This window comes from Pedobacter sp. KBW06, from assembly GCF_003852525.1.
Lineage (GTDB): Bacteria > Bacteroidota > Bacteroidia > Sphingobacteriales > Sphingobacteriaceae > Pedobacter.
Map to the genome: position 1 here is coordinate 193,306 of NZ_QAJL01000002.1, position 22,309 is coordinate 215,614.

Below are 22,309 nucleotides of genomic sequence, written 5' to 3' on the forward strand. Positions count from 1 at the left end.
GCCACATCATTCAAAAAATAAACTGAATGTCACATGTCGCAACATGAGCTTATCAATCGGAGTGGAAAACACATTCAGCGCTTCGTTTTTCTTCACACTATCAAAAGAATAAGACAATTTGATCTCGGGTGACATCTTGAAATATTCAAAGTACAGGTCCATCCCTAGTCCTGCTTCATAAGAAAAGAAGTTACGACGGTTATTCACAAACTTCTCCATTGGATCAAGTACGGCATTGTTATCGGACTTTTTCTTGGAAGAAATATCTGCAGTATACTTAACCCCTCCCATCATATAGGCCCGGAAATTGTTTCTTCTGTTGGACTTGATCTTCAAACTCAAGGGAAAATCTACAAATGTCGTCTCCAGTTTTTTCTGCACATCTATAGGTGTTTGCCCTAAACCAGTCCCAGGTGGTTCTTCAAAACGGTAATTTAGAATCCTATCATTAAAAACCAATATCGGCGTTAAGCGGACATCTACATTATCGTGGATCTTCTGATTGATCACAAAGCCGATTCCAAACCCTGCAGATGGCTTTGAAGAAATAGAACTAAACCCTTTGGGAACATCACTATTAAGCTTCCATTCATCGACATCAACATCCTTCCAATCCAATTTCTTCAAAATCTTATATTCCGAAGAAACATATTGAAAAGTAAATCCAAAATGGAGGTTATTGTCATCGATCCCGCCACCCCAGTTCTGAGCCTTTACTGTCGTAACAGTTAGCAGGCACATTAAAGGAAGGAGCAGTTTCATGTTCATATAGATGATTGAGCGATTTCGCCCGTAATGTTAAATTTTATTTTGTTCCGGTATAAATCGCACAGATGCCAAAGGTCAACCTGATGTCTTTTGCGTTTTTAAAACCAACCTTTGTCAGCATCGCATTAAACGTATCTCCATCAGGAAACGCGGCAACCGACTCTGGTAAATAAGTATAGGCACTGGCATCTTTAGAGAATGCTCTTCCAAAGAACGGAGTCACATAATTAAAGTAAAAATTATACCCTTGTTTAACAGGGAATTTCCTTGGTTTTGAAAACTCAAGAATGACGATTTTACCACCTGGCTTAAGCACACGGTACATATCTTTGATTCCTTTTTCCAGGTTTTCGTAATTCCTGACTCCAAAGGCCACCGTTACGGCATCAAAATGATTGTCGTCGAAATGTAAACCTTCTGAATCGCCCATTTGAACAGAGAAAACAGGGTGTAAATTCCGCTCATTGATCTTTTTACGGGCCACTTCCAGCATTCCTTCAGAAATATCTACCCCGATTACTTTCTCAGGATTAAGAATTTTGATCGCCTCAAAAGCAAAATCTCCGGTTCCTGTTGCGACATCAAGCATCAAACGCGGTTTGATGGACTTGAGCTCAGCAATTGCCCTTTTACGCCATAGAATATCAATTCCGAGCGACATAAAGTGATTTAAAAAATCATAAGTTCCTGATATCTTATCAAACATTGAGGCTACTTGTTCCTTTTTAGGAGCCGTTGCAGAGTGGGAGGTGGAGATCTTTTCGTTCATAGTAAGGCGCAAAGATAAGTATTGTTGAAAACTAATTTTCTACCTTTGTCAAATGATTATAAAATCAGCAACATTTATTTGTAGTAATACAAAGGTTTCAGCTTTGCCTGTAGCCAATATGCCCGAATATGCATTCATCGGACGTTCCAACGTTGGAAAATCCTCTTTAATTAATATGCTGGTGAATCAGCATGGTTTAGCAAAAACATCTCAAAGACCGGGAAAAACCCAGTTGATCAATCATTTTCTCATCAACGAAAAATGGTACATTGTAGATTTACCCGGATATGGATATGCGAAAGTTTCTAAAAACAGCAGAGAAAACTGGGAGAAATTCATCCGCAACTACATCACAAAAAGAGAAAGCTTACAATGTGTTTTTGTCCTGATAGATAGCCGCTTAGAACCTCAAAAAATAGATCTTGAGTTTTGCTGCTGGATGGGAGAAATTCAGATTCCTTTCGTGTTGGCTTTCACAAAAGCAGATAAGCAGTCTACAGCAAAAACAAATCAAAACGTCGCTGCCTTCAAAAAAGCATTGGGCGGATGGTTTGAAGAGATTCCTCCATGCTTTGTAACTTCCTCAGAAAAAAATGTAGGAAGAGATGAAATCCTGAATTTTGTAGATCAGACAAACCTTGATTTTGCCATGCCTATTTTAACACCGGATACAGATTTTTAATATCCCTTTCATGAAGAAGTATTTTTCACTGGTGCTGTTTGCCCATTCCATCTTTGCACTTCCTTTCGCAATGATTGGCTTTTTCCTGGGGGTAACCACAACCGATAATCCTTTCAACTGGATGTTATTGGTGGCTGTCCTCTTGTGTATGGTCTTTGCCCGCAATGCTGCAATGGCATTTAACAGATATCTGGACAGAAATATTGATGCAAAGAATCCACGTACTCAAATGCGCGACATTCCGGCAGGAAAGGTTTCTGCAAACGAAGCCCTGATCTTTGTCATCATTAACTGCGTTCTATTTGTTGCGACTACTGCATTTATCAACACACTTTGTTTTTATTTGTCGCCTGTTGCCTTATTTGTGGTTTTATTCTATAGTTACACCAAAAGGTTTACGGCTTTGTGCCACCTCGTACTCGGCCTTGGTCTGTCTCTGGCTCCCATTGGTGCGTATATTGCCGTAACCGGAGCATTCAGTATCGTTCCTGTATTGTATTCCTTTGCCGTATTGTTTTGGGTGAGTGGTTTTGACATCATCTATGCCCTGCAGGATGAAGATTTTGACCGGGAAGAGAAGTTACACTCCATCCCCGCAGCTTTAGGAATTAAAAATGCATTGAGACTTTCTGTGGTATTACATGTTTTCTCCGCACTATGTGTGATTCTTCCGATTTTCTTTACGCCACATAATTTCAGTTGGTTCTACTATATAGGCGTCGCATTTTTCTGCTTTATGTTGATTTATCAGCATTTACTGGTAAAACCAAACGACATCAGTAAAGTAAACAAGGCCTTTGCAACAACCAATGGATTTGCTTCTGTGGTGTTTGCAGTCTGCTTTCTCGCAGATGTACTTTTCAGAACAATATTACATTAATATATCATCTAAGGAGGACATTTTCAACTNNAGTTGAAAATGTCCTCCTTATAGTTCCAATGGAAAACTATCGCTTTTTCCGGCATTAAAATCAATTGTGTTTTCCGATTGCTGACGACCTTGCCGTTCCTTATATTTGCTTTATCTTAATTTTTAAAAACCTATGATCAATCTCAATATACCTGTAAAACAAAGAGCTTATATCCCCCAAAACCTGGAAATGAAATGGGACAACCTGGAGCCTATTCTTAATGAATTACTCGCACGTCCCATAGCAGATGTTTCCGGTCTGGAGCAATGGCTGAAAGACAAGAGCGAGCTTGAAGCAGCACTTGAGGAGGATTTTGCATGGAGATACATCAAAATGAGCTGCGATACGGCAAATGAAGAACTGCTGCAATCTTTTCAATATTTCGCAACAGAGATTGAACCAAAGATCTCTCCTATTGCCAACCAGCTGAATCAAAAATTCAACGACAGTCCTTTTATTGATGAACTGGATCAGGATAAATATTTCGTTTACATCAGGGCCATCAGAAAAGCAATAGAAATCTATCGGGAAGAAAATGTAGAGCTATTGACCAGATTGCAAGTCACTCAGCAGAAATATCAGGGTGTTACAGGTGCGATGAGTGTAGAGATCGGCGGGCAGGAATATACCCTGGAACAAGCGGCAAATTTCATAAAAGATACCGACAGAAGTGTCAGACAACAGGCATGGGAAACCATTCAACAGCGTCGTTTGGTAGACAAAGACGATCTAAACATACTCTTTGATGAACTTCTTACCATGCGTCACCAGGTTGCTTTAAATGCAGGCTTTGAGAATTACAGAGATTATATGTTCCAGGCATTGGGCAGATTTGATTATACCCCTCAGGATTGTTATCATTTCCATGAAGCTATTGAAAAACAAGTCGTTCCAATCTTAAAGGAACAGGCACAAAAACGTGCAGACGCTTTAGGGATTGAAGTCCTTAAACCCTGGGATATGGAGGTGAGTACGACCGGAAAAGCTGCTTTAAAACCGTTCAAAAATGGTGCAGAACTAATCGATAAGAGTATTGAATGCTTTAATGCTATTGATCCGAAACTTGGGCAAATGCTAGCGACGATGAAGGCAAACAACCTGTTTGATGTGGAAAGCAGGAAAGGTAAAGCACCTGGTGGGTACAACTACCCGCTTGCAGAAACCGGAGCGCCTTTTATTTTCATGAACTCAGCCAATTCCCTGAGAGATTTAACGACGATGGTTCATGAAGGTGGTCATGCGATCCATACCTTCCTTACGGCTCATCTGGAACTGAACGATTTCAAACACTGTCCTTCAGAGGTTGCAGAACTTGCTTCAATGAGCATGGAGCTCATCTCTATGGACAACTGGAACATCTATTTTGACAATGAAGAAGATCTCCTTCGTGCAAAAAGAGAACAATTACAAGACGTCCTGAAAACCCTTCCATGGGTAGCAGTAATCGACCAGTTTCAACATTGGATCTATACCAACCCAAGTCATAACGCGGCCGATAGAGAAGAAACATTCAAGCAAATATACACCCGTTTCGGTGCCGGATTCTCTAATTGGGAAGGACAGGAAGCCGAATTTGGCAACCTTTGGCAAAAACAACTTCATCTTTTTGAAGTTCCTTTTTATTATATAGAATATGCGATCGCACAATTGGGTGCCATTGCAATCTGGAAAAACTACAAAGAGAATCCACAAAAGGCTATGGAACAATACCTGGCGGCACTTTCTCTGGGGTACACGAAACCTATCAATGAAATTTATGAGACTGCAGGAATTAAATTTGACTTCAGTTTAAGCTATATTGAAGAGTTGGCCTCCTTTGTAAAAGACGAATTACAGAAATTAGGTTAATAGTTTAGAAGTAAATTTATAAGTTTGAATAATACAAACTAAACTAACCAATATTCTATGTTTGAAAAACTCTTCAGAAAGAAATCTATTACCAAAATATTAGAAGATGCAGAAAAAGGCTATGGAGAACATGGAACTTCTTTACATAAAACACTAGGGGTAAGAGACCTTACCGCTTTTGGAATTGCAGCAATTATTGGCGCAGGAATTTTCAGTACCATTGGAAAAGCCAGTGCCGATGGTGGCCCCGCAGTTATATTTTTATTCATTTTTACTGCTGTTGCCTGTAGCTTTGCGGCATTTGCCTACGCAGAATTTGCATCAATGGTTCCGGTTTCGGGTAGTGCTTACACCTATTCCTATGTAGCATTCGGAGAATTGGTGGCCTGGATTATTGGATGGTCACTCATTATGGAGTATTCCATTGGAAATATTACAGTGGCCATTTCCTGGTCGGATTATTTTACGGGGCTCCTCTCTTCCATACATATTCCCGCACTGGGTATTAAAGGCATTCATGTACCCGATTGGGCAACTATGGATTACCTTTCTGCTTACAATGGACACAAACATGCGGAAGCACTGGTGAATGCAGGAAAAAGCTTTGCCAATCTTGATGATGCCACCAGAATTGCCAATAATGCCTGGATTACGGCTCCAAAAATCGGAGGTTTTCATATTGTAGCCGACTTACCTGCATTAGGTATCATCATCTTTATTACCTGGCTGATCTATAGAGGAATGAAAGAATCCAGAAATGCGAGTAATGCCATGGTAGTTGTAAAGCTTGCCGTGATCTTGCTGGTGCTGGCCGTAGGTATTTTCTATGTAGATACTGCAAACTGGAATCCTTTTGCACCTAATGGTGTTTCAGGAGTTCTAAAAGGAGTTTCAGCGGTGTTCTTTGCTTACATCGGATTTGATGCCATCTCCACTACTGCAGAAGAGTGCAAGAACCCGCAACGCGATCTTCCTAGAGGGATGATGTGGGCAATTATTATCTGTACAATACTATATGTAGCCATAGCGCTGGTACTTACCGGCATCGTAAATTATAGCCTTTTAGCCGTAGGAGATCCCCTTGCATTTGTGTTCGACCACATCAATCTTAAGCTGATGAGTGGGATCATTGCGGTGAGTGCCGTATTTGCAATGGCAAGTGTACTGTTGGTTTTCCAAATGGGGCAACCTAGAATCTGGATGAGCATGAGCCGCGATGGCTTACTTCCAAAATCCTTTTCTAAAATCCATCCCAAATACCAAACTCCCTCCTTTGCAACTATAGTGGTTGGTTTTGTTGTAGCCATCCCTTCCTTATTTATGAACCTCACCATCGTAACTGATCTTTGTTCTATAGGAACATTGTTCGCCTTCGTATTGGTATGTGCAGGAGTATTGGTATTACAAAACAAGCCAAACATTCAAAGAGGGAAGTTCAAAACCCCCTATGTCAATTCAAAATACATTGTTCCCGTCGTTTTTATAGCAATGCTGATTTTTGGCTTCACGGAGTATAAAAAGGAAACAAATGCTTTTATCTTCAATACGCCAAGGGTATATGAACCGGTACATTTTATTACTTCACTTAACGCTTCAGAACTGGAGTTGGTTAAAGGGGAAATCAAAAACTCTTCAGTAAAAATAAATGCCGCGGAAAACCAGGATGCTACAGCTTACCTTAACGGCTTATCCGGAGATCAGTACCAAAGCTTTATGGACCAATCGAAGGTCAACATAGAGAAAAAATACGAATCAGGATGGGGTTTATTTAAGCATAAAATCCCAATGTGGATTTTCCTCATCATCTGTCTTGTGATTATTTATTATTGCATCACCAAAAACCTATCTCTGATTCCGGTGCTTGGGTTAATCAGCTGTTTATACATGATGTGTGAACTGGGTATTTCCAACTGGATTGGTTTTGGTATCTGGCTGATTATAGGTCTTGTGGTATACTTCCTTTATGGTTACAAACACAGTAAATTAGGGAAACAAAGTAGTCCTGCGGTATAATTTTTAGACTCGACCTTATAGCTAAGCCTCTGAATATAAATTCAGAGGCTTTTTTGATTTAAATCACCAATCCAAGAGTTTATTCTAAAGCCAATTGGTTCGATATTCCTTGCATACAAACAGATAACTGAAACGTGTCCAGGACCTACCAAAGACGTACCAGGAACGTCTTTTGATACAAATAGACGTACCTGGTACGTTCATGATACGTTCCAGGTACGTTCCAGTTAACTGTTGTAGTCGAACGAGAACCGAACATGGATCGAAAGGAGACAATACCAATCCTGACACCCGGACGGGTTAATTTCAATATATCGGTTTGATATACAGAAATAAAGATTTTTCAATGTAAATTCGAGAATATTTCTCGATATATTATTTTTTTAGAAAATATTTTTATACATTAGACTTATTAGAAATAATAAGATTAAAACGATGTTCTACAAAATCGACAATATGAGATTGAACATCCCTGAATTGCCCTCCTATAATTATCCCTATAATTGTCTGGTTAGACGACCAGCAATAAAGGCTCCTCCCCGGAGCCTTTTTTATTTGATCAGAATTCGGATAAAGCCACAAGCCCTTAACATTGCTAAAGAGAAAGCTCCGAAACAGAAATAACATTAAAATTCTTTTGATTTTGTAAATAAACCAGGAGATGAAGTCCTTTAGGGTCGAGCCCTTCGGGAATATCCAAACTTATACTCCCGGAAGGATCCAATGCCGGCGCGGAATAAAAGCTACGGACCACGTTCAGGTGTTCCAGTAACTTCCCTTTATTTTCACCCGCAGCTATCTGAACCGATTCCTGTCCCTGTAAAAGGGCAACCGATATCAGATTTCCCTGGTATGTTTGATCCAGGGTATAATCCAAAAGTAAATGTCTATCCTTTATACCTATTTTATACTGTGTCTGCTGCAGCTTGACCTTCCTTTTAAGGGCAGTGTTGATTGCCCCATGTATTTTTTCTCCATCCGAACCAACAAAGGATTCTCTACCATTGACAATTGCCTGCGGAGTATAAATCTGACCCATAAAAAACGCACTATATTGATATTGGCGCCGGGTAAATTCAGCACTGCTAAATTTATCTGTCCAACCTAATTTATTCCAATAATCCACATGAAAAGCCAATACATAAACTGGTCTGCCCTGATATTCCTGATGAACCTCTTTTAATAGCTTTTCCGCAGCCGGACAACTGGAACATCCTTCGGAGGTAAACAATTCGACAACAGCAAAACCAGTATCGGAGACCATCCTTTTTTGTGCTGCCTTTTCCGGACCTCCATTGACCACAGCCCAGGTGATCAAAGAGGTTAGTAACCACAAATGTTTCATATGATTATCTTTATGACATTTTTTTGGTGCCGTAGATTTCCTTTACTCCTATTGACACCGGTAAAGCTATAAAAAAGACGAGAATGGCCCAGCTCTTTGCAATTCCACTGAGTGTATAATCCTGAGCGCCGATCCTCGTTAGCGGCACTACACAAAGATTCATCACCATCCAGATAAAAGAGCCGTACAGCAAACTGCTAGCGACAATATTCCTGCGAAGCAGAGTTAAATGAGGATAGATAAAAAAATAAAATATCGTAAACGCAAAAGCATTAAAATAATGGAAACTTATCCCTAAAATGACTGTTCCTGCTCCACCATGAAAGGCTTCCGGCCCGAGAACTGCGCTGGAGATATATTTAAATACAATTGTCGCATTGCCTTTTGCAGATAAAAAAATAGCCGCCAGGCCGTCCAGTGTCCCCGCGATCAACCCTAGGCAGAAGACTTTAAAAAAAATCCCGGAAGATTTATCCTTGGAATAATTTTGTCGTGTAATATAGGTTTCCATAATCAAGTTTGGTTAGTTTTCTAATGTTCAGTAAAGTCCTGAATTCTCAGACATAAATCCAAAGTTCATCAACAGACAACACCTGTTAGAATACACATTACCATATTACCACCCTGAACGTGTTTTAATACGCCAGTACACCAGATCCAACTATTGATACCTCCCGGAATGCCATTGATATTATTTTCATTTATTTGGCATAAAAATCCCGAACTTCCGATAGTGAAGCACAAAATTTACCGACATCTCTTATTCTGGTGTACTTATAGTATCCAGGGAACGTTATTGGAATACGCCTGGATACATGATTTATTTCCACCAGAACGCGGAACCTATGTCGTCACACTTGCTATTTTGTTTAATCTCCTCCTGGTTTCCGTTAAAATGCCCTTTTCTTATTATGTGATGCAGTTTCCCATTAATAACCTTCTGGTCCAGAAAACTGCCACTTTCAAAATCCTCATTCAGATATTGCTGGCCCTGGTTGTTGCGATCTTTTTTTACCGTGTTGCAAACGTTTTTGTGATCAGTCCTTTACTCAAACCTGAAAAAATAGTAAGCATAACAGATGTATTTAATCCTTCAGGTCTGTTTATCGCCCTGCTGGACATTGGTTACATCTGTGGCATTGCAGTAGCCTTAAAGCTCTTTCGAATGCAGGCCTCAAAACTAAAAACAGAGAAGTTTCTGATCAAAGACAAATTAGAGACGGAATTGAAATTCCTAAAAAATCAGATCAACCCACATTTTCTGTTTAATACGCTGAACAACATTTACGGCCTGGCGAGAAAAAAATCAGATCAGGCTCCGGAGGTAGTCCTCAGGTTATCTAAACTACTAAGGTTTATGCTTTATGAATCGCATAGGGAATCCATTACCATTGCTGAAGAGATCCGGATCCTCGAAGACTACCTGGAACTGGAAAAAATCCGATATGATAATCGTTTGAAAGTCTTTTTTGAAAAAGAGATCGACAACAGTACTCAAATGATTACCCCACTCATTCTGCTCCCTTTTATAGAAAATGCATTTAAACATGGACTAAATGAGACTACCGGCGACAACCGTATTGAAATCAGAATCAGGTTAAAAAACGGGACTCTTTATTTTCAGACGAACAATACACAGGATTATAACGGCGAAAATATAGTAACTGAAAAAATTGGATTAAGTAATGTGCGCCGGCAGCTTGAATTGATGTATAAGGAATTCTCTCTACAGCTGGATAACCTTCCGGAAATTTTCAATGTTTCTTTAAAAATCAACCTGAACAGTCATGGAACCTTATAAATGCATCATTATCGAAGATGAACCCTTAGCTGCCGAAATCCTGCAGGATTATATTGCAGATGTTCCTTTTTTGAAATTAAAAAACACCTATGCAGATGCGATCAGTGCTTTGGACGATCTCGGTGCCAATGATATTGATGTTATTTTTCTGGACATTAATCTGCCGAAACTTAAAGGATTGGACTTTATACAAACCTTAAAACATCCTCCCCATATCATCATTACAACTGCTTATCATGAATATGCTTTGCAGGGATATGAGTTCAATATTGTAGATTACCTCCTAAAACCAATTGAATTCAGCAGATTTTTAAAAGCAGTGAATAAGCTAAATCAACTGAATTCCAGCAAACCAACAGCCGCAGCAGTAGTTACACCATCCGGTAAAGACTATATGTTTATCAATGCCAATAAAAAACGTATAAAGATTTACTTCAAGGACATCCTTTATATAGAAAGCCTGAAAGAATATGTCCGGATTTATACCAGGGACCAGGAGATCATTACCAAATTTCAGCTCGGACAGATAGAAACGCATCTTCCCAAAGCCGATTTTTTAAGGATCCATCGCTCCTTTCTGGTAGCAAAAGAAAAAATTGATGCCTATACGGGTACAGAAATTGAAATTCAGAACAAGCAACTTCCAATAGGAAGGAGTTATAAAGATATGGTTAATGAGTTCTTAAGTATGATTTAACAACTCATTAACCTGATATATAAGATTTAATTAAACCCACCCAGTTGTTGGGCAATGCTGAAGGAAAACGTTTTTTGCCCGTTATTCGGAAGTCCCTGGATTTTGTCAAAAGGAACAGCATAATCGATCCCCAGCAATCCAAATATTGGAAGAAATACCCTTGCGCCAATCCCAACAGAGCGCCTAACATTGAATGGATTGAATTCAGAAAACTTATTCCAGGTATTTCCTCCCTCTGCAAATGCCACAAGGAATGCAGTAGCAGAAGGACTGGCAATCACAGGATACCTGAGCTCTAACATGTATTTCGTAAAAATAGGGCTTCCTGATCTTTGTGCATTATCTACATTCGAGCCCCTGGGAATAACAGCACTGTTTTCATAACCACGCATAGCGATCAGTTCTGACCCCTGAAGGAAATCAAGGCCCTGCATCCCATCACCTCCCAGTTTGAACCGCTCAAATGCCGGATCCCCTACCGCTTTGTTATAGGATCCAAGAAAACCAAACTGTGCCTGCGCCTTTAGTACCAGCTTACCAGCCAGTTGGTGAAACCATTGAGATTCAAATTTCCATTTATGGTATTCCGTGAATTTATAAAATTGCTTGTCCGAAGCCGTAGCATAGTTCAATTTATTAAGTAAAGAATATGGCGGGGTTGCCTGAATCGTAAATTTAAAGAAGGAACCTCCTGTAGGAAAAACCGGATGGTTACGGGAATCCCTGCTCAACTCCTGTGATAAATTAATGTTATAAGCCGTACCCGTGCTAAATTTATATCCGGAATAATTATTCAGGATATATTGCTGAAAACTTAAGGCATGTGTTAACTGAAAATAGTTATCCGGGAAGTTTAACTTTCTGCCCAAACTTACCGTTATCCCGTTTAAACGGATCCTACCAGTTGCAGTATTGGGTACAGAGCTATAAACCGACTGCATGGAAGTAAAACCACTGAGTCCGAAGCTTACAGGTTTTTTACCGCCTAACCATGGTTCAGAGAAAGAAAAGCTGTATGACTGGTAATATTTGCCATTCGTCTGTCCACGTAAACTTAGTTTTTGTCCATCCCCTCTGGGTAATGGCTGAAAACCACTTCCGTTTAACAGGTTTTTCAAAGAAAAGTTATTGAAAGTAAGTCCTAAAGTACCGATGATATTACCACCGCCAAAGCCACCCGACAATTCGACCTGATCTGAAGGTTTTTCTTCTACGGCATATTCAATATCGACTGTTGCTTCCGCTGCATTTGGTTTGGTAATCGGCATTGTTTTAGACTCGTCAAAGTTCCCCATCTGCCCGATCTCTCGCAAAGTACGAACCACCTGTTCCTTAGAGAACTTTTCACCCGGTTTGGTACGTACTTCACGCAATACGACCTTATCACTTGTAATGGTATTCCCTTTCACCGTAATCCTGTTATTGGTATACTGAGGACCTTCATAAATGCGTACTTCCACATCAACCGTATCCCCATAGACTTTCGTCTGAACAGGATCTACGTGAAAAGTCAAATAACCATCGTTCAGGTACAAACTGGAAACGTCATCACTGTTAGGACTAGCCCTTAATCCCCGCTCTAATCTCGCTTCGCTAAACACCTCTCCTTTTTCAAGACCAAGGACTTGCTCCAGCTGTTTCCTGGTATATTTCGCGTTACCAACCCAGGTGATATTTCCGAAACGATATTTAGGCCCTTCAAACAGGTCCAGCCTAATACCCACTGCTTTATCGCTATACTGATAGACACTATCTTTCAGAATTGCCGCATCACGGTAACCTTTATCCTGCAATTTAGCAATCAATGTTTGCTTATCTTCTTCGTATTTCTCTTTATTAAATTTACCCGAACCAAAGATTTTATAGAATGCCTGCTGCTTGGTCTTTTTCAAAAACTTACGCAGTTTCGCGTCAGAAAAGACCTGACTTCCGGTAAAGTTAATTTCATGGACTTTAACCTTGCGGCCTTTTTCTACATCAACTTCGAGAATCATATGATTTTCCTGATTGGGATCAATCTTGGCTTTATAAGTTACCGCAGCAAAGAAGTATCCCTTTTCTAATAAATACTTTTTGATGGTACTTGTGGTAGTATTGTACAGGTTATCATTGATGATCGTCTTGGTCGCTTTTGCATTCAGCTTCTCCAAAATATCTGTTCTTTGAGATTTACTAAGCCCCTGAATATCAAAAGAGCTCAAACGCGGACGTTCCACCACTTCAATATCAAAGAAAACAGAATCGCCTTCAATCTTAACAATATCCAATTGGACATCATCAAATAAACCTTGTTCCCAAAGGATTTTAATGGCATTGGCAGTAGCCTCTCCAGGAAGAACAATACGTGTTCCCTTAACCAGTTTTGAAAGGGTAATGATGACATCTTTATCTAAAAATTTCGCCCCTGTAAGCGTCACATCTGCTATAGTGTACGTTGTGGGATTAAAATAATCCAGATCCAGGCCATTAACTTTTAATGTAGGAGTCGGAGGATTGGACTGGGGACGGATCTGTGCCATTGTCGGCAAGCCAATCAATAACAGGAATAACAATGGATAGGTATTTTTCATTTACGGTCTTAAAAACGATCGCAAACTAGATTTATCATATGTTAAAATAATTTAAAGTATGTTAAATAACCCTAAAAAACGTTAAGGAATGTTAAGAGATCATTTTAACTCATTGCCAAAGGATAAATAGCTTTTTTCCATAAAAAACACACGAAAATAGCTCCTACGGAACTTAACTTTCAGATTTAAGGTCTAAAGTAACAAGGATTCAAACATGCTATTTTTCCTTAAAGTAAACTCACAAAAAAATCTTAAAATCACAAAAGGGCTCCTTTCCGGAGCCCTTTACATTCAATTTTAATAACTTAAAATGATCTTAAACCGGAAGTCTGGTCAATTCGATATCATCAGGTGTCACAAAGATCAATGGAACTTTTTCTACATCCACATAACTGGAATCCAGACCAAAACTTCTCTCCTCAGAAAGACTGAAACGTTTCAGAATAAAGTAGTAATCCATTACACTTCGCTCATAAAAGCTCAGTTTCGAGAACTTAGACAAATGCTTTTCTAAAAGCACAAATCTAAAATCTCCTGCAATTTTATGTTTATTAAGTGAAGTATACTGACTGGTAATATCGACTTCTCCATTCTTTACCAGGTCTTCAATTACTTTTCTATACAACAGGTTTACACTCTGCTCTACCCGGAATCCCAATTTAAAGTCGATCCGGATCAGCTTGCCTGGAATCAGGAATTCTACTTTGTATTCTCTAGTATAGGGCTCATCCACTACATCAACATGAACCAGCCAGTAGATGTCTGCCCGTTTGGGCTCCTTTTGAATAATAGAGTAAATAATTTTTGATTCAATCTCTGTTTTAAAGTTTGCACTTGTCAGATAAACCAGCTGAGAAGAGTATTTCGGAACGGATTCATCTACACTCAGTTCAGAAATGATCTGGTAGTAGTCTTCTATCTCGACATATTTAACAAATCTGTTTTTGATTTTTCTGGCAACATACCAACTCCACATTACCGTAAACAGCGCTGAACCGATCAATACGGTCATCCAGCCACCATGGAAGAATTTCGCAAGATTACCGATAAGGAAGGTCGATTCAATGACACCATAAATGGCTATAAATATCAGAATCACATATAACGGTACTTTTTTACGTTTCATATAGGCCGCCACCAATATCGTGGTCGACAGGAAGGTCAGGTTGATGGCCAATCCATAAGCCCCCTCCATTGCTCCCGATTTTTTGAAAATCAACACTATTGCCACACACCCAATCCAAAGTAACCAGTTGATAGAAGGTACATAGATCTGCCCTTTTTGATTACTTGGATAATTAATCCGAACCTTTGGCCATAGGTTTAACCTCACTGCTTCGGAAATCAGGGTAAATGACCCAGTGATCATCGCCTGGCTGGCAATAACCGCCGCTAATGTTGCCAGGGCAACCATAAACAGCAAATAAGCAGGGGGCACAATTTCAAAGAATGGGTTTAATTCTACTTCATAATGGGGTCTGTGTAATACCCAAACTCCTTGTCCAAGATAATTCAGAATCAACATCGTCTTTACAAAAACCCAGCTCACCCTGATGTTGTTCTTTCCGCAATGGCCCATATCGGAATACAAAGCTTCCGCCCCGGTAGTACATAAAAAAACACCACCCAAAATGAGTAATGCTGCAGGGTTATTGATTAATAAAGTAATGGCATAGTAAGGATTTAATGCTTTTAAGATGCTGAAATCCTGAACAACAAACAGAATTCCAAGTACCCCCAAAGCAGTGAACCATAAAAACATCACCGGACCAAAAAGTTTCCCAACGAGGTTCGTTCCAAACTGCTGTATGATAAACAAAATCGATATGATAATGATAACGATAGGGATGACTGGAACATCAGGGAACTTTAATTGTAAACCCTCGATTGCTGTAGTCACCGTAATACTGGGGGTAATGATCCCATCGGCGAGCATCGCGCAGCCCCCTATAACAGCGGGAATGACGAGCCATTTGGCGTTCTTTCGGACCAGAGAGTATAGCGAAAAAATCCCTCCTTCCCCTTTATTATCCGCTTTAAGTGTAATGACCACGTATTTAATGGTCGTCTGTAAGGTTAGTGTCCAGATGATACAGGAAATTGCGCCAAGCACTAACTCCGGGGTAACCGCCTGTCCGGCTCCCTTTACTACTGTAAAAATTGCCTTTAATGTATAGAGTGGTGAAGTACCAATATCCCCGTAAACAATCCCAAGACTAATGAGTAACCCTCCGGCACTGAGCGCATTTAAATTTTTTTGATTTGACACTTTCTTCTAATTATGCGGTAAAATTACAGTAAATAAACAAATTTACAATCCCATAAAATGCAGGAGGCTCTCCTTTTTCTATAAAATGCCAAATGTAAGGAACGACGTAAGTTGTTAAATATTGTTAAATATTTAATAAGTAAACAAAATCATTGATTTTTTTGTTTTATTATTTATATTTTTGGCATCATCCAAACATGAATAGAAAACTACGAATAGCGCTGCTCTTAAACATTTTTTGCATTTTATGCATGAGTGTCTTCTGTAGCCTTAATGTTTTCGCTCAGCGTTCAGATAGTACCATCTCCAATGTAAGGGCAAAAAAGATTTACAAAACACCTCAGATTAAGGCTAATATTCCTACCTATAAGCCGAGATCTACTTTTGGATACATTCCATACAATGATGTTGCCAATACAAAGAGCGCTTCCAATATCAAGCAGGATAAAATCCTTACTGTACTAAAAGTATATCCAAACCCGGTAAGTGACCAGATCAATCTGATCCTGAGATTAGACCGGGAATCGAATCTTTCGGTAAAAATAATGGACCTTCTGGGCAATGAAGTGGTAACCCTTTCCAATGAACGGATTCCCTCAGGTGAACAAACAAAAAGTTATACGATCCCTAACCGCTTAAACAGTGGTATTTATTTCCTAAAGATCGTTTCCGGATCTGAAACTGTTGTAAAACGCATATCCGTTCTATAATTCCCCCTATTCTTTAGTATTTTTGGCCTTGAGGAAACTTTCGGGATTTTATCTTGTTAGCTACATAATTATTAAACACAAATCTGAAGATGAAGATAATTGCCATTGGCCGCAACTATGCAGCGCATGCCAAAGAATTAAACAATCCCATTCCGGGAAGCCCGGTTATATTTCTTAAACCGGATACTGCCGCGTTAAAAGACAACAAACCTTTTTATATCCCTGATTTTTCATCAGACATTCATTACGAACTGGAAGTGGTGCTTAAAATCTGTAAGGAAGGAAAACACATTTCAGAAAAGTTCGCCCCCAACTATTATGAAGAACTGGGACTTGGGATCGATTTTACAGCAAGAGACATTCAGGCCATCCATAAAGAAAAAGGATTGCCCTGGGAACTGGCTAAAGCATTTGACCAAAGCGCAGCCTTTAGCAACTTTATCCCAAAAACAGAAATTGAAGACATTTATAACCTCCCATTTGAACTTAAAATTAATGGGGTATCCAGACAAAGTGGAAATACGAAAAATATGATCTTTTCTTATGAACACATCATATCCTTTGTCTCCAGATACATCACCTTAAAAAAAGGAGACCTTATCTTTACAGGAACCCCGGAAGGTGTTGGCCAGGTTCATCAGGGCGATAAACTGGAAGCCTGGATGGCCGGACAGCAATTACTTAATTTCGATATAAAATAGCTTCAATGATTAAAGCAAAATCCCTCCTGCTTTCGCTGGTATTCCTGACCGGCTTTGCGCAGGCGCAACAAATTTTCAGCAATAACAAATACCCCCTGGTGGATTTCAGATCTCCCCTGGACATTGTCCCTCCGGCACTGGCAGGTTCATTCGGAGAACTCAGACCAAACCATTTCCATTCCGGAATGGACTACCGGACCAATCAACGTGAAGGATACCCGGTATATGCGATTGCAGACGGCTATATCTCCCGCCTGAGGGTACAGAACAGCGGCTTCGGACTTGCATTGTACATCAACCATCCAAATGGTTACACTTCAGTATATGGCCATTTACAGCGCTTTAATCCAAAAATAGCAACACAGGTAAAGAACATACAATATCAAAAGAAGTCTTACGAAATAGATGAATTCCCCAACTCTATACAAATTCCGGTACGCAAAGGAGAGGTAATCGCATATACAGGAAACACAGGGAGTTCAGGAGGTCCGCATTTACACTTTGAAATAAGAGATACCAAGACAGAAGCGACCATCAACCCTCAATTGTTTGGCTTTGAGATTCCGGATAATATTCCTCCGGTGATCTATTCGATGTATGTATACCGACTGAATAAAAAAACCTTCAATGAATTTACGCCCAAGCAATATTTTCAGGTGATTGGTGGAGCAGGCAATTATAAGCTAAATAAAGTAAACACCATCAACCTCAGCGGAGAAGTGGGTTTTGGAATCATCGCAACCGATAAACACAATGGTGCTTCAGGCACCAATGGTGTCTATTCTATTGAACTGGAACTGGATGGTAAGACGGTCTTCACTTCCTCTTTAGAGAAATTTAAATTTGAAAACAGTAAAGCCATAAATTCTCATATTGATTATCCGACGTTTATCAATACCAGAAAAAGCATTCAAAAAAGCTTCGTGGACCCTGGAAATCCATTAACAATTTATAGCAATCTGGTCAATAACGGGAGAATTGACTTCTCAGATGGAAAGCTTCACGAATTAAAATACATCGTTACGGATTCAAAAGGCAATAAGAGTATACTTCCTTTTAATGTTCAGGCAGACAGCAAATCGACCATCAGTACTCCGGAGCAGAACCCTGGAACACTCTACTCTTATGCCAATCAAAATGAATTCAACAATGGAGAGGTAAAAGTGATTTTCCCTAAAGGAACACTGTATAATGACCTGAATTTCCAATATAAAACGTTACCAAAACCCGCTGGAAATGCTTACTCTGCTGTTCATCAGATCCAGAATAGCCTGACTCCGCTTCATACGGGATTTGAAATCTGGATTAAAGCAGATAGCAGCTTGAGTAAATATAAAGAAAAGGCATTGATCGTGAATACAGGAAGGTCTTCCCAGGGTGGCTACTTCGAGAATGGATATGTAAAAGCAAAGCCCCGGAACTTTGGCGCCTTCTTTATCGCCATAGACACCCTCCCTCCTACACTCACACCAATCAATATCAGCGACGGAAAAAATATGGCAGGGATCAGCAAAATGTCCTTTAAATTAAGGGATAACTTATCCGGCATTAAAAGTTTCAATGGCTTTATTGACGGCAAGTGGATCCTAATGGAGTTTGATACCAAGTCGGCCAGCTTATGGCATACCTTTGATGACAGGACCGCTCCGGGAAAACATACCCTGGAAGTAATTGTTACTGATATGAAAGACAACAACAGAAACTATTCAATCACGTTTTATAGATAACATTATGAGTGAATTAAAAGAAGGTCAGGCAGCTCCTGACTTTACCGCAGCAGACCAGAATGGAAATACCGTTTCTTTAAATCAATTTAAAGGCAAAAAAGTAGTCCTTTATTTCTATCCAAAAGATGATACCCCGGGATGTACTGCCGAAGCCTGCGACTTCCGAGACAATTACCAGGGTTTAACCGCAAAGGGAATTGTGGTATTGGGCGTAAGTGTAGACGACGAAAAATCTCATCAGAAATTTGCGACAAAGCACAGTCTTCCTTTTACCCTTATAGCAGATACAGACAAAAAGATTGTGGAAGCTTATGGCGTTTGGGGAGAAAAGAACATGTATGGTAAGAAATACATGGGAACAAACAGAAAAACATTCCTGATTGATGAGGAAGGAAACATCTCACATATCATCAGCAAGGTAGATACAAAAAACTCAACAGCACAGGTACTGGAGCTGTTAAAATAAACAAGAACATGACGACGGTGATTGATAAAGCCGTCGTCATAATTCTTTATAGCCCCCCGGCTGTACTGCCTACCAGCATTTCTATTTTTTGATATAGTTCTGTAGAATCAAAAGGTTTGGAAATATAATCGTTCATTCCAATATCAGCACATTTTTCTAATTCTCCTTTTATCGTATGGGCAGTCATGGCTACAATAGGGATATCGCCTTTATTTCCATCCATCTTTCTAATGATCCGTGTCGCTTCATAACCATCCAACTCTGGCATTTGCAAGTCCATTAGGATGATGTCAAAATCTCCGTTTCGATATTCCTCCAGGGCAATCCTGCCATTCTCTGCAACAGTGGTCTCATACCCTCTCTTATCCAGTAATTTGATCACCAAAAGTTGATTAATCGGATTGTCTTCTACCACCAGAATCCGGACACCTTTTCCTGTTTCCAGAACAGTTTCGGGCGGTCTCGCCAACAGGTGCTGTGTTTCTTTACTAACCTCATCACTTACTTTCCCGAAAGCTAACCTAAAATAAAAATCCGAGCCACCTCCAACAATACTCTCCAGAAATATCTTTCCACCCTGCAATTCTACCAATCGCTTTACAATACTCAAGCCCAGTCCTGTTCCGGCATACCTCCGGGAAGTATCATTGGTGACCTGCTCAAAGAAATCAAATACTTTTTGATGTTTATCCGCAGGAATTCCTATTCCGGTATCCTTTACCCGAAATTCAATGATCACGTTTTCTTCCAGATTTTCAACGAGCTGCAAAGAAATCCTGATCTCTCCCTGCTCGGTAAATTTTATCGCATTGGAGGTAAGGTTCAAAAGGATTTGCCCTAAACGTACCGCATCTCCACTGAGTACCATTGGCAGGTCCTCAGGAATCGCATAACTAAAATTCAGTTCTTTAAGCTTTGCTGCAGGTTCCATTAAACGATATATGGAACGCACGGTATCCCTGAGCTCAAATGGCTGATTAACGAAATTGATATCGCCCGACTCTAACCTGGAAAAATCAAGAATATCATTAAGTATAGCCATAAGCTGGTCGGCAGACTTAATGATCATTTGAAGGGATTCCCGGTGGTCTTCATCCACCAGAGATTCTTCCAGTAATTTTGCAAATCCCAAAACCCCATTCATCGGGGTCCGGATCTCATGACTAATATTTACCAGAAAAATTTGCTTGGCCTTCTCTGAAGCTTCTCTCTTTTCCCGCTCCCGAACGATCTTCTGCTCTGCTAACTTCAGGGAATTGCCTTGACGGTGAAGAGCTTCCTTTAACTCCTGATAAGAAGGGATTACCGCTTCAGGACTGACCTCAGGATGGTCAAAATAACTTTTAATACGTTTTACTAAAATAAAACATAAAATCAGAACCGCTCCTCCTGCAAATAAGGACAAACCAAACATTAACGGACTTCTATCGGAAAACAGTAATGTTCCGTAACCAATGAGCATAGAGAGGACAATAAGCAATATCAACAGATATAACTTCCCTGAAATAGTAGTACTATTCAGCCTCTTTGTTAAGGTGGAAATGAGCATATAAAAACGTTAAAGCGTGAGCGCCTCCCTATCCGATATATCTAAAATACTGTTTTACACCTGACTTTGTTTTTAAAATGGCCGTTCATTTTGTTCAGTATTAAACAGATAGCCTGATTCAGAACAAAAAAGAGATAGAAATAAAAAGGGGAAGCTTTTTGGCTTCCCCTTTTTATTTAAGATTTAGTTCGGATCTTATGCCCGCGAGCGGCAAAAAACCAGATGTATAAATAACAAGGCAAAACGCTGACAAAAAACGCCAGCTGAAAATGCATATGCGCGTAATCCTTCAGATAACCATAGATCAGTGGCCAGATCGCTCCACCGGCAATCCCCATAATCATGATTGCAGATCCTGTTTTTGTAAATTTACCCAGGTCTTTAATTCCCAGAGGGAAGATCGCCGGCCACATCAGTGAATTTGCCAGACCTAATAAACCCACAAATACAACAGAAGTATAACCTGTGGTCAGATAAGCTGCAGTGATGAAAATCACCCCTAGAATAGCACAAATCTTTAAAGCCGCCTGTTGGGTAATATACTTAGGAATCACAATAATTCCGATCACATAACCAACCAACATACTGGCCAGCGTTAGTGTAGTAAAGTATTTACTGATATCAGCACTAATCCCAAGAGATTTGCCATAAACTCCGATAATATCGCCTGCCATTACTTCTGCAGCTACATAAACAAAGATACAGAAGGCACCAAGGAACAAATGTGGAAACTGGAAAATAGAGGTTTTGGTTACACGAACCTCGTCATCTGCCAGGACCTCTTCCTTATCTACATCCACTTCCGGAAGGTTTGAATATTTGATAAACAAAGCAAAAGCAGAGAAAACGATTGCCAATACAATATATGGTGTATGAACACGACCTAACACTTCTTGTAGTAAAGCTTCGCGTTCCAACACAGTAGTCGCTGCATCAGCAATCTTTGTTTCAATAGCGGAAGCATTTTTAAGGAAAATAGTTCCCATGATAATCGGTACAATCAGACCTGCAAACTTATTACACAGTCCCATAATACTGATCCGTTTCGCCGCACTTTCTATTGGACCAATGATACTGATATATGGATTAGAGGCAGTCTGTAATAAGGATAACGCCGCACCCTGAATGAAAATACCAGTCAGAAATAAACCAAAGCTTCTGGTATTCGCTGCCGGAATAAAGATCAGCGAGCCGAATGCCAAAATAAGTAAACCTATAATAATACCATTCTTAAAACCGAGCTTTCTTAAAATCCAGGAAGAAGGAAGTGCAAGGAAGAAATAGGCAATATAAGAGGCAAATGTTACCAGAAAAGCTTCGAAATCGGTTTTAAGACCGCAAGCTAATTTCAGAAAGGGGATTAAGGTACTATTGGCCCAGGTTACAAAGCCAAAAATGAAGAACAAAGCCCCAATGGTTACAATGGGAGAAATTACTGATTTTTGTGTTTGGTTTGTCATGATTTGGTTTAAGTATTTTTAGT

Annotated in this window: 18 protein-coding genes; 10 read left to right on the forward strand and 8 right to left on the reverse strand. The window is 39.8% G+C overall.

From position 1 onward, the window contains the following. Positions 1–6: 6 nt before the first annotated feature. Both DBR43_RS10945 and ubiE read right to left on the reverse strand, forming a co-directional pair. The gene (locus tag DBR43_RS10945) at positions 7–768 is read right to left on the reverse strand and encodes an outer membrane beta-barrel protein (protein WP_199757026.1); all 762 of its coding nucleotides are present in this window, start codon (positions 766–768) and stop codon (positions 7–9) included. Between the two features lie 37 nt (positions 769–805). Next, a complete protein-coding gene (ubiE, locus tag DBR43_RS10950; protein WP_074612272.1) occupies positions 806–1,537 on the reverse strand; it encodes a bifunctional demethylmenaquinone methyltransferase/2-methoxy-6-polyprenyl-1,4-benzoquinol methylase UbiE in 732 nt (243 codons plus the stop codon). Positions 1,538–1,589: 52 nt separating this feature from the next. Here ubiE and yihA point away from each other — a divergent pair, with 52 nt between their 5' ends. The 4 genes from yihA to DBR43_RS10970 all read left to right on the forward strand — a co-directional run bounded on the left by yihA (position 1,590) and on the right by DBR43_RS10970 (position 6,991). Continuing rightward, a complete protein-coding gene (gene yihA, locus DBR43_RS10955) occupies positions 1,590–2,219 on the forward strand; it encodes a ribosome biogenesis GTP-binding protein YihA/YsxC (protein WP_124580817.1) in 630 nt (209 codons plus the stop codon). Between the two features lie 10 nt (positions 2,220–2,229). Continuing rightward, positions 2,230–3,099, forward strand: coding sequence for a UbiA-like polyprenyltransferase (locus tag DBR43_RS10960; RefSeq protein WP_124580819.1), 870 nt, complete (start codon positions 2,230–2,232; stop codon positions 3,097–3,099). 163 nt (positions 3,100–3,262) lie between these two features. Then, positions 3,263–4,978: a M3 family oligoendopeptidase gene (locus DBR43_RS10965; protein ID WP_124580821.1), complete on the forward strand. Its 1,716-nt coding sequence runs from the start codon at positions 3,263–3,265 to the stop codon at positions 4,976–4,978. A gap of 57 nt (positions 4,979–5,035) precedes the next feature. Continuing rightward, positions 5,036–6,991, forward strand: a complete 1,956-nt coding sequence (locus tag DBR43_RS10970) for an amino acid permease (protein WP_124580823.1) — start codon at positions 5,036–5,038, stop codon at positions 6,989–6,991. Positions 6,992–7,586: 595 nt separating this feature from the next. Here the strand turns inward: DBR43_RS10970 and DBR43_RS10975 are convergent. After that, on the reverse strand, positions 7,587–8,336 hold the full coding sequence (locus DBR43_RS10975) for a DUF1223 domain-containing protein (RefSeq protein ID WP_124580826.1): 750 nt from the start codon (positions 8,334–8,336) through the stop codon (positions 7,587–7,589). Positions 8,337–8,346: 10 nt separating this feature from the next. After that, positions 8,347–8,847 carry a hypothetical protein gene (locus DBR43_RS10980; protein ID WP_124580828.1) on the reverse strand — a complete coding sequence of 167 codons (501 nt, stop codon included), beginning with the start codon at positions 8,845–8,847 and terminating at the stop codon, positions 8,347–8,349. A 222-nt stretch (positions 8,848–9,069) separates the two neighbouring features. Here DBR43_RS10980 and DBR43_RS10985 point away from each other — a divergent pair, with 222 nt between their 5' ends. After that, positions 9,070–10,137: a sensor histidine kinase gene (locus tag DBR43_RS10985; protein ID WP_158622482.1), complete on the forward strand. Its 1,068-nt coding sequence runs from the start codon at positions 9,070–9,072 to the stop codon at positions 10,135–10,137. After that, the gene (locus DBR43_RS10990; RefSeq protein WP_124580832.1) at positions 10,124–10,834 is read left to right on the forward strand and encodes a LytR/AlgR family response regulator transcription factor; all 711 of its coding nucleotides are present in this window, start codon (positions 10,124–10,126) and stop codon (positions 10,832–10,834) included. The genes DBR43_RS10985 and DBR43_RS10990 overlap by 14 nt, the downstream gene beginning before the upstream one ends. Positions 10,835–10,860: 26 nt before the next feature. Here the strand turns inward: DBR43_RS10990 and bamA are convergent, their stop codons facing one another. Continuing rightward, complete coding sequence (gene bamA, locus DBR43_RS10995; RefSeq protein WP_233602941.1) at positions 10,861–13,404, reverse strand: outer membrane protein assembly factor BamA; 2,544 nt, start codon at positions 13,402–13,404, stop codon at positions 10,861–10,863. A gap of 316 nt (positions 13,405–13,720) precedes the next feature. Next, a complete protein-coding gene (locus DBR43_RS11000) occupies positions 13,721–15,673 on the reverse strand; it encodes a KUP/HAK/KT family potassium transporter (RefSeq protein WP_124580834.1) in 1,953 nt (650 codons plus the stop codon). A 251-nt stretch (positions 15,674–15,924) separates the two neighbouring features. Here DBR43_RS11000 and DBR43_RS11005 point away from each other — a divergent pair, with 251 nt between their 5' ends. From DBR43_RS11005 to bcp, 4 genes are all read left to right on the forward strand, one after another. Beyond that, positions 15,925–16,383, forward strand: a complete 459-nt coding sequence (locus DBR43_RS11005; RefSeq protein ID WP_124580836.1) for a T9SS type A sorting domain-containing protein — start codon at positions 15,925–15,927, stop codon at positions 16,381–16,383. 89 nt (positions 16,384–16,472) lie between these two features. Beyond that, complete coding sequence (locus tag DBR43_RS11010) at positions 16,473–17,084, forward strand: fumarylacetoacetate hydrolase family protein (RefSeq protein WP_124580838.1); 612 nt, start codon at positions 16,473–16,475, stop codon at positions 17,082–17,084. Positions 17,085–17,089: 5 nt separating this feature from the next. After that, positions 17,090–18,811 carry a M23 family metallopeptidase gene (locus DBR43_RS11015; RefSeq protein WP_124580840.1) on the forward strand — a complete coding sequence of 574 codons (1,722 nt, stop codon included), beginning with the start codon at positions 17,090–17,092 and terminating at the stop codon, positions 18,809–18,811. Between the two features lie 4 nt (positions 18,812–18,815). Further along, positions 18,816–19,277, forward strand: a complete 462-nt coding sequence (bcp, locus tag DBR43_RS11020) for a thioredoxin-dependent thiol peroxidase (RefSeq protein ID WP_124580842.1) — start codon at positions 18,816–18,818, stop codon at positions 19,275–19,277. 46 nt (positions 19,278–19,323) lie between these two features. On the opposite strand, the gene DBR43_RS11025 is transcribed toward bcp, so the two are convergent. Continuing rightward, complete coding sequence (locus DBR43_RS11025) at positions 19,324–20,826, reverse strand: response regulator (protein WP_124580844.1); 1,503 nt, start codon at positions 20,824–20,826, stop codon at positions 19,324–19,326. 176 nt (positions 20,827–21,002) lie between these two features. Further along, on the reverse strand, positions 21,003–22,286 hold the full coding sequence (locus tag DBR43_RS11030) for a sugar MFS transporter (RefSeq protein ID WP_124580846.1): 1,284 nt from the start codon (positions 22,284–22,286) through the stop codon (positions 21,003–21,005). Between the last annotated feature and the right edge of the window lie 23 nt (positions 22,287–22,309).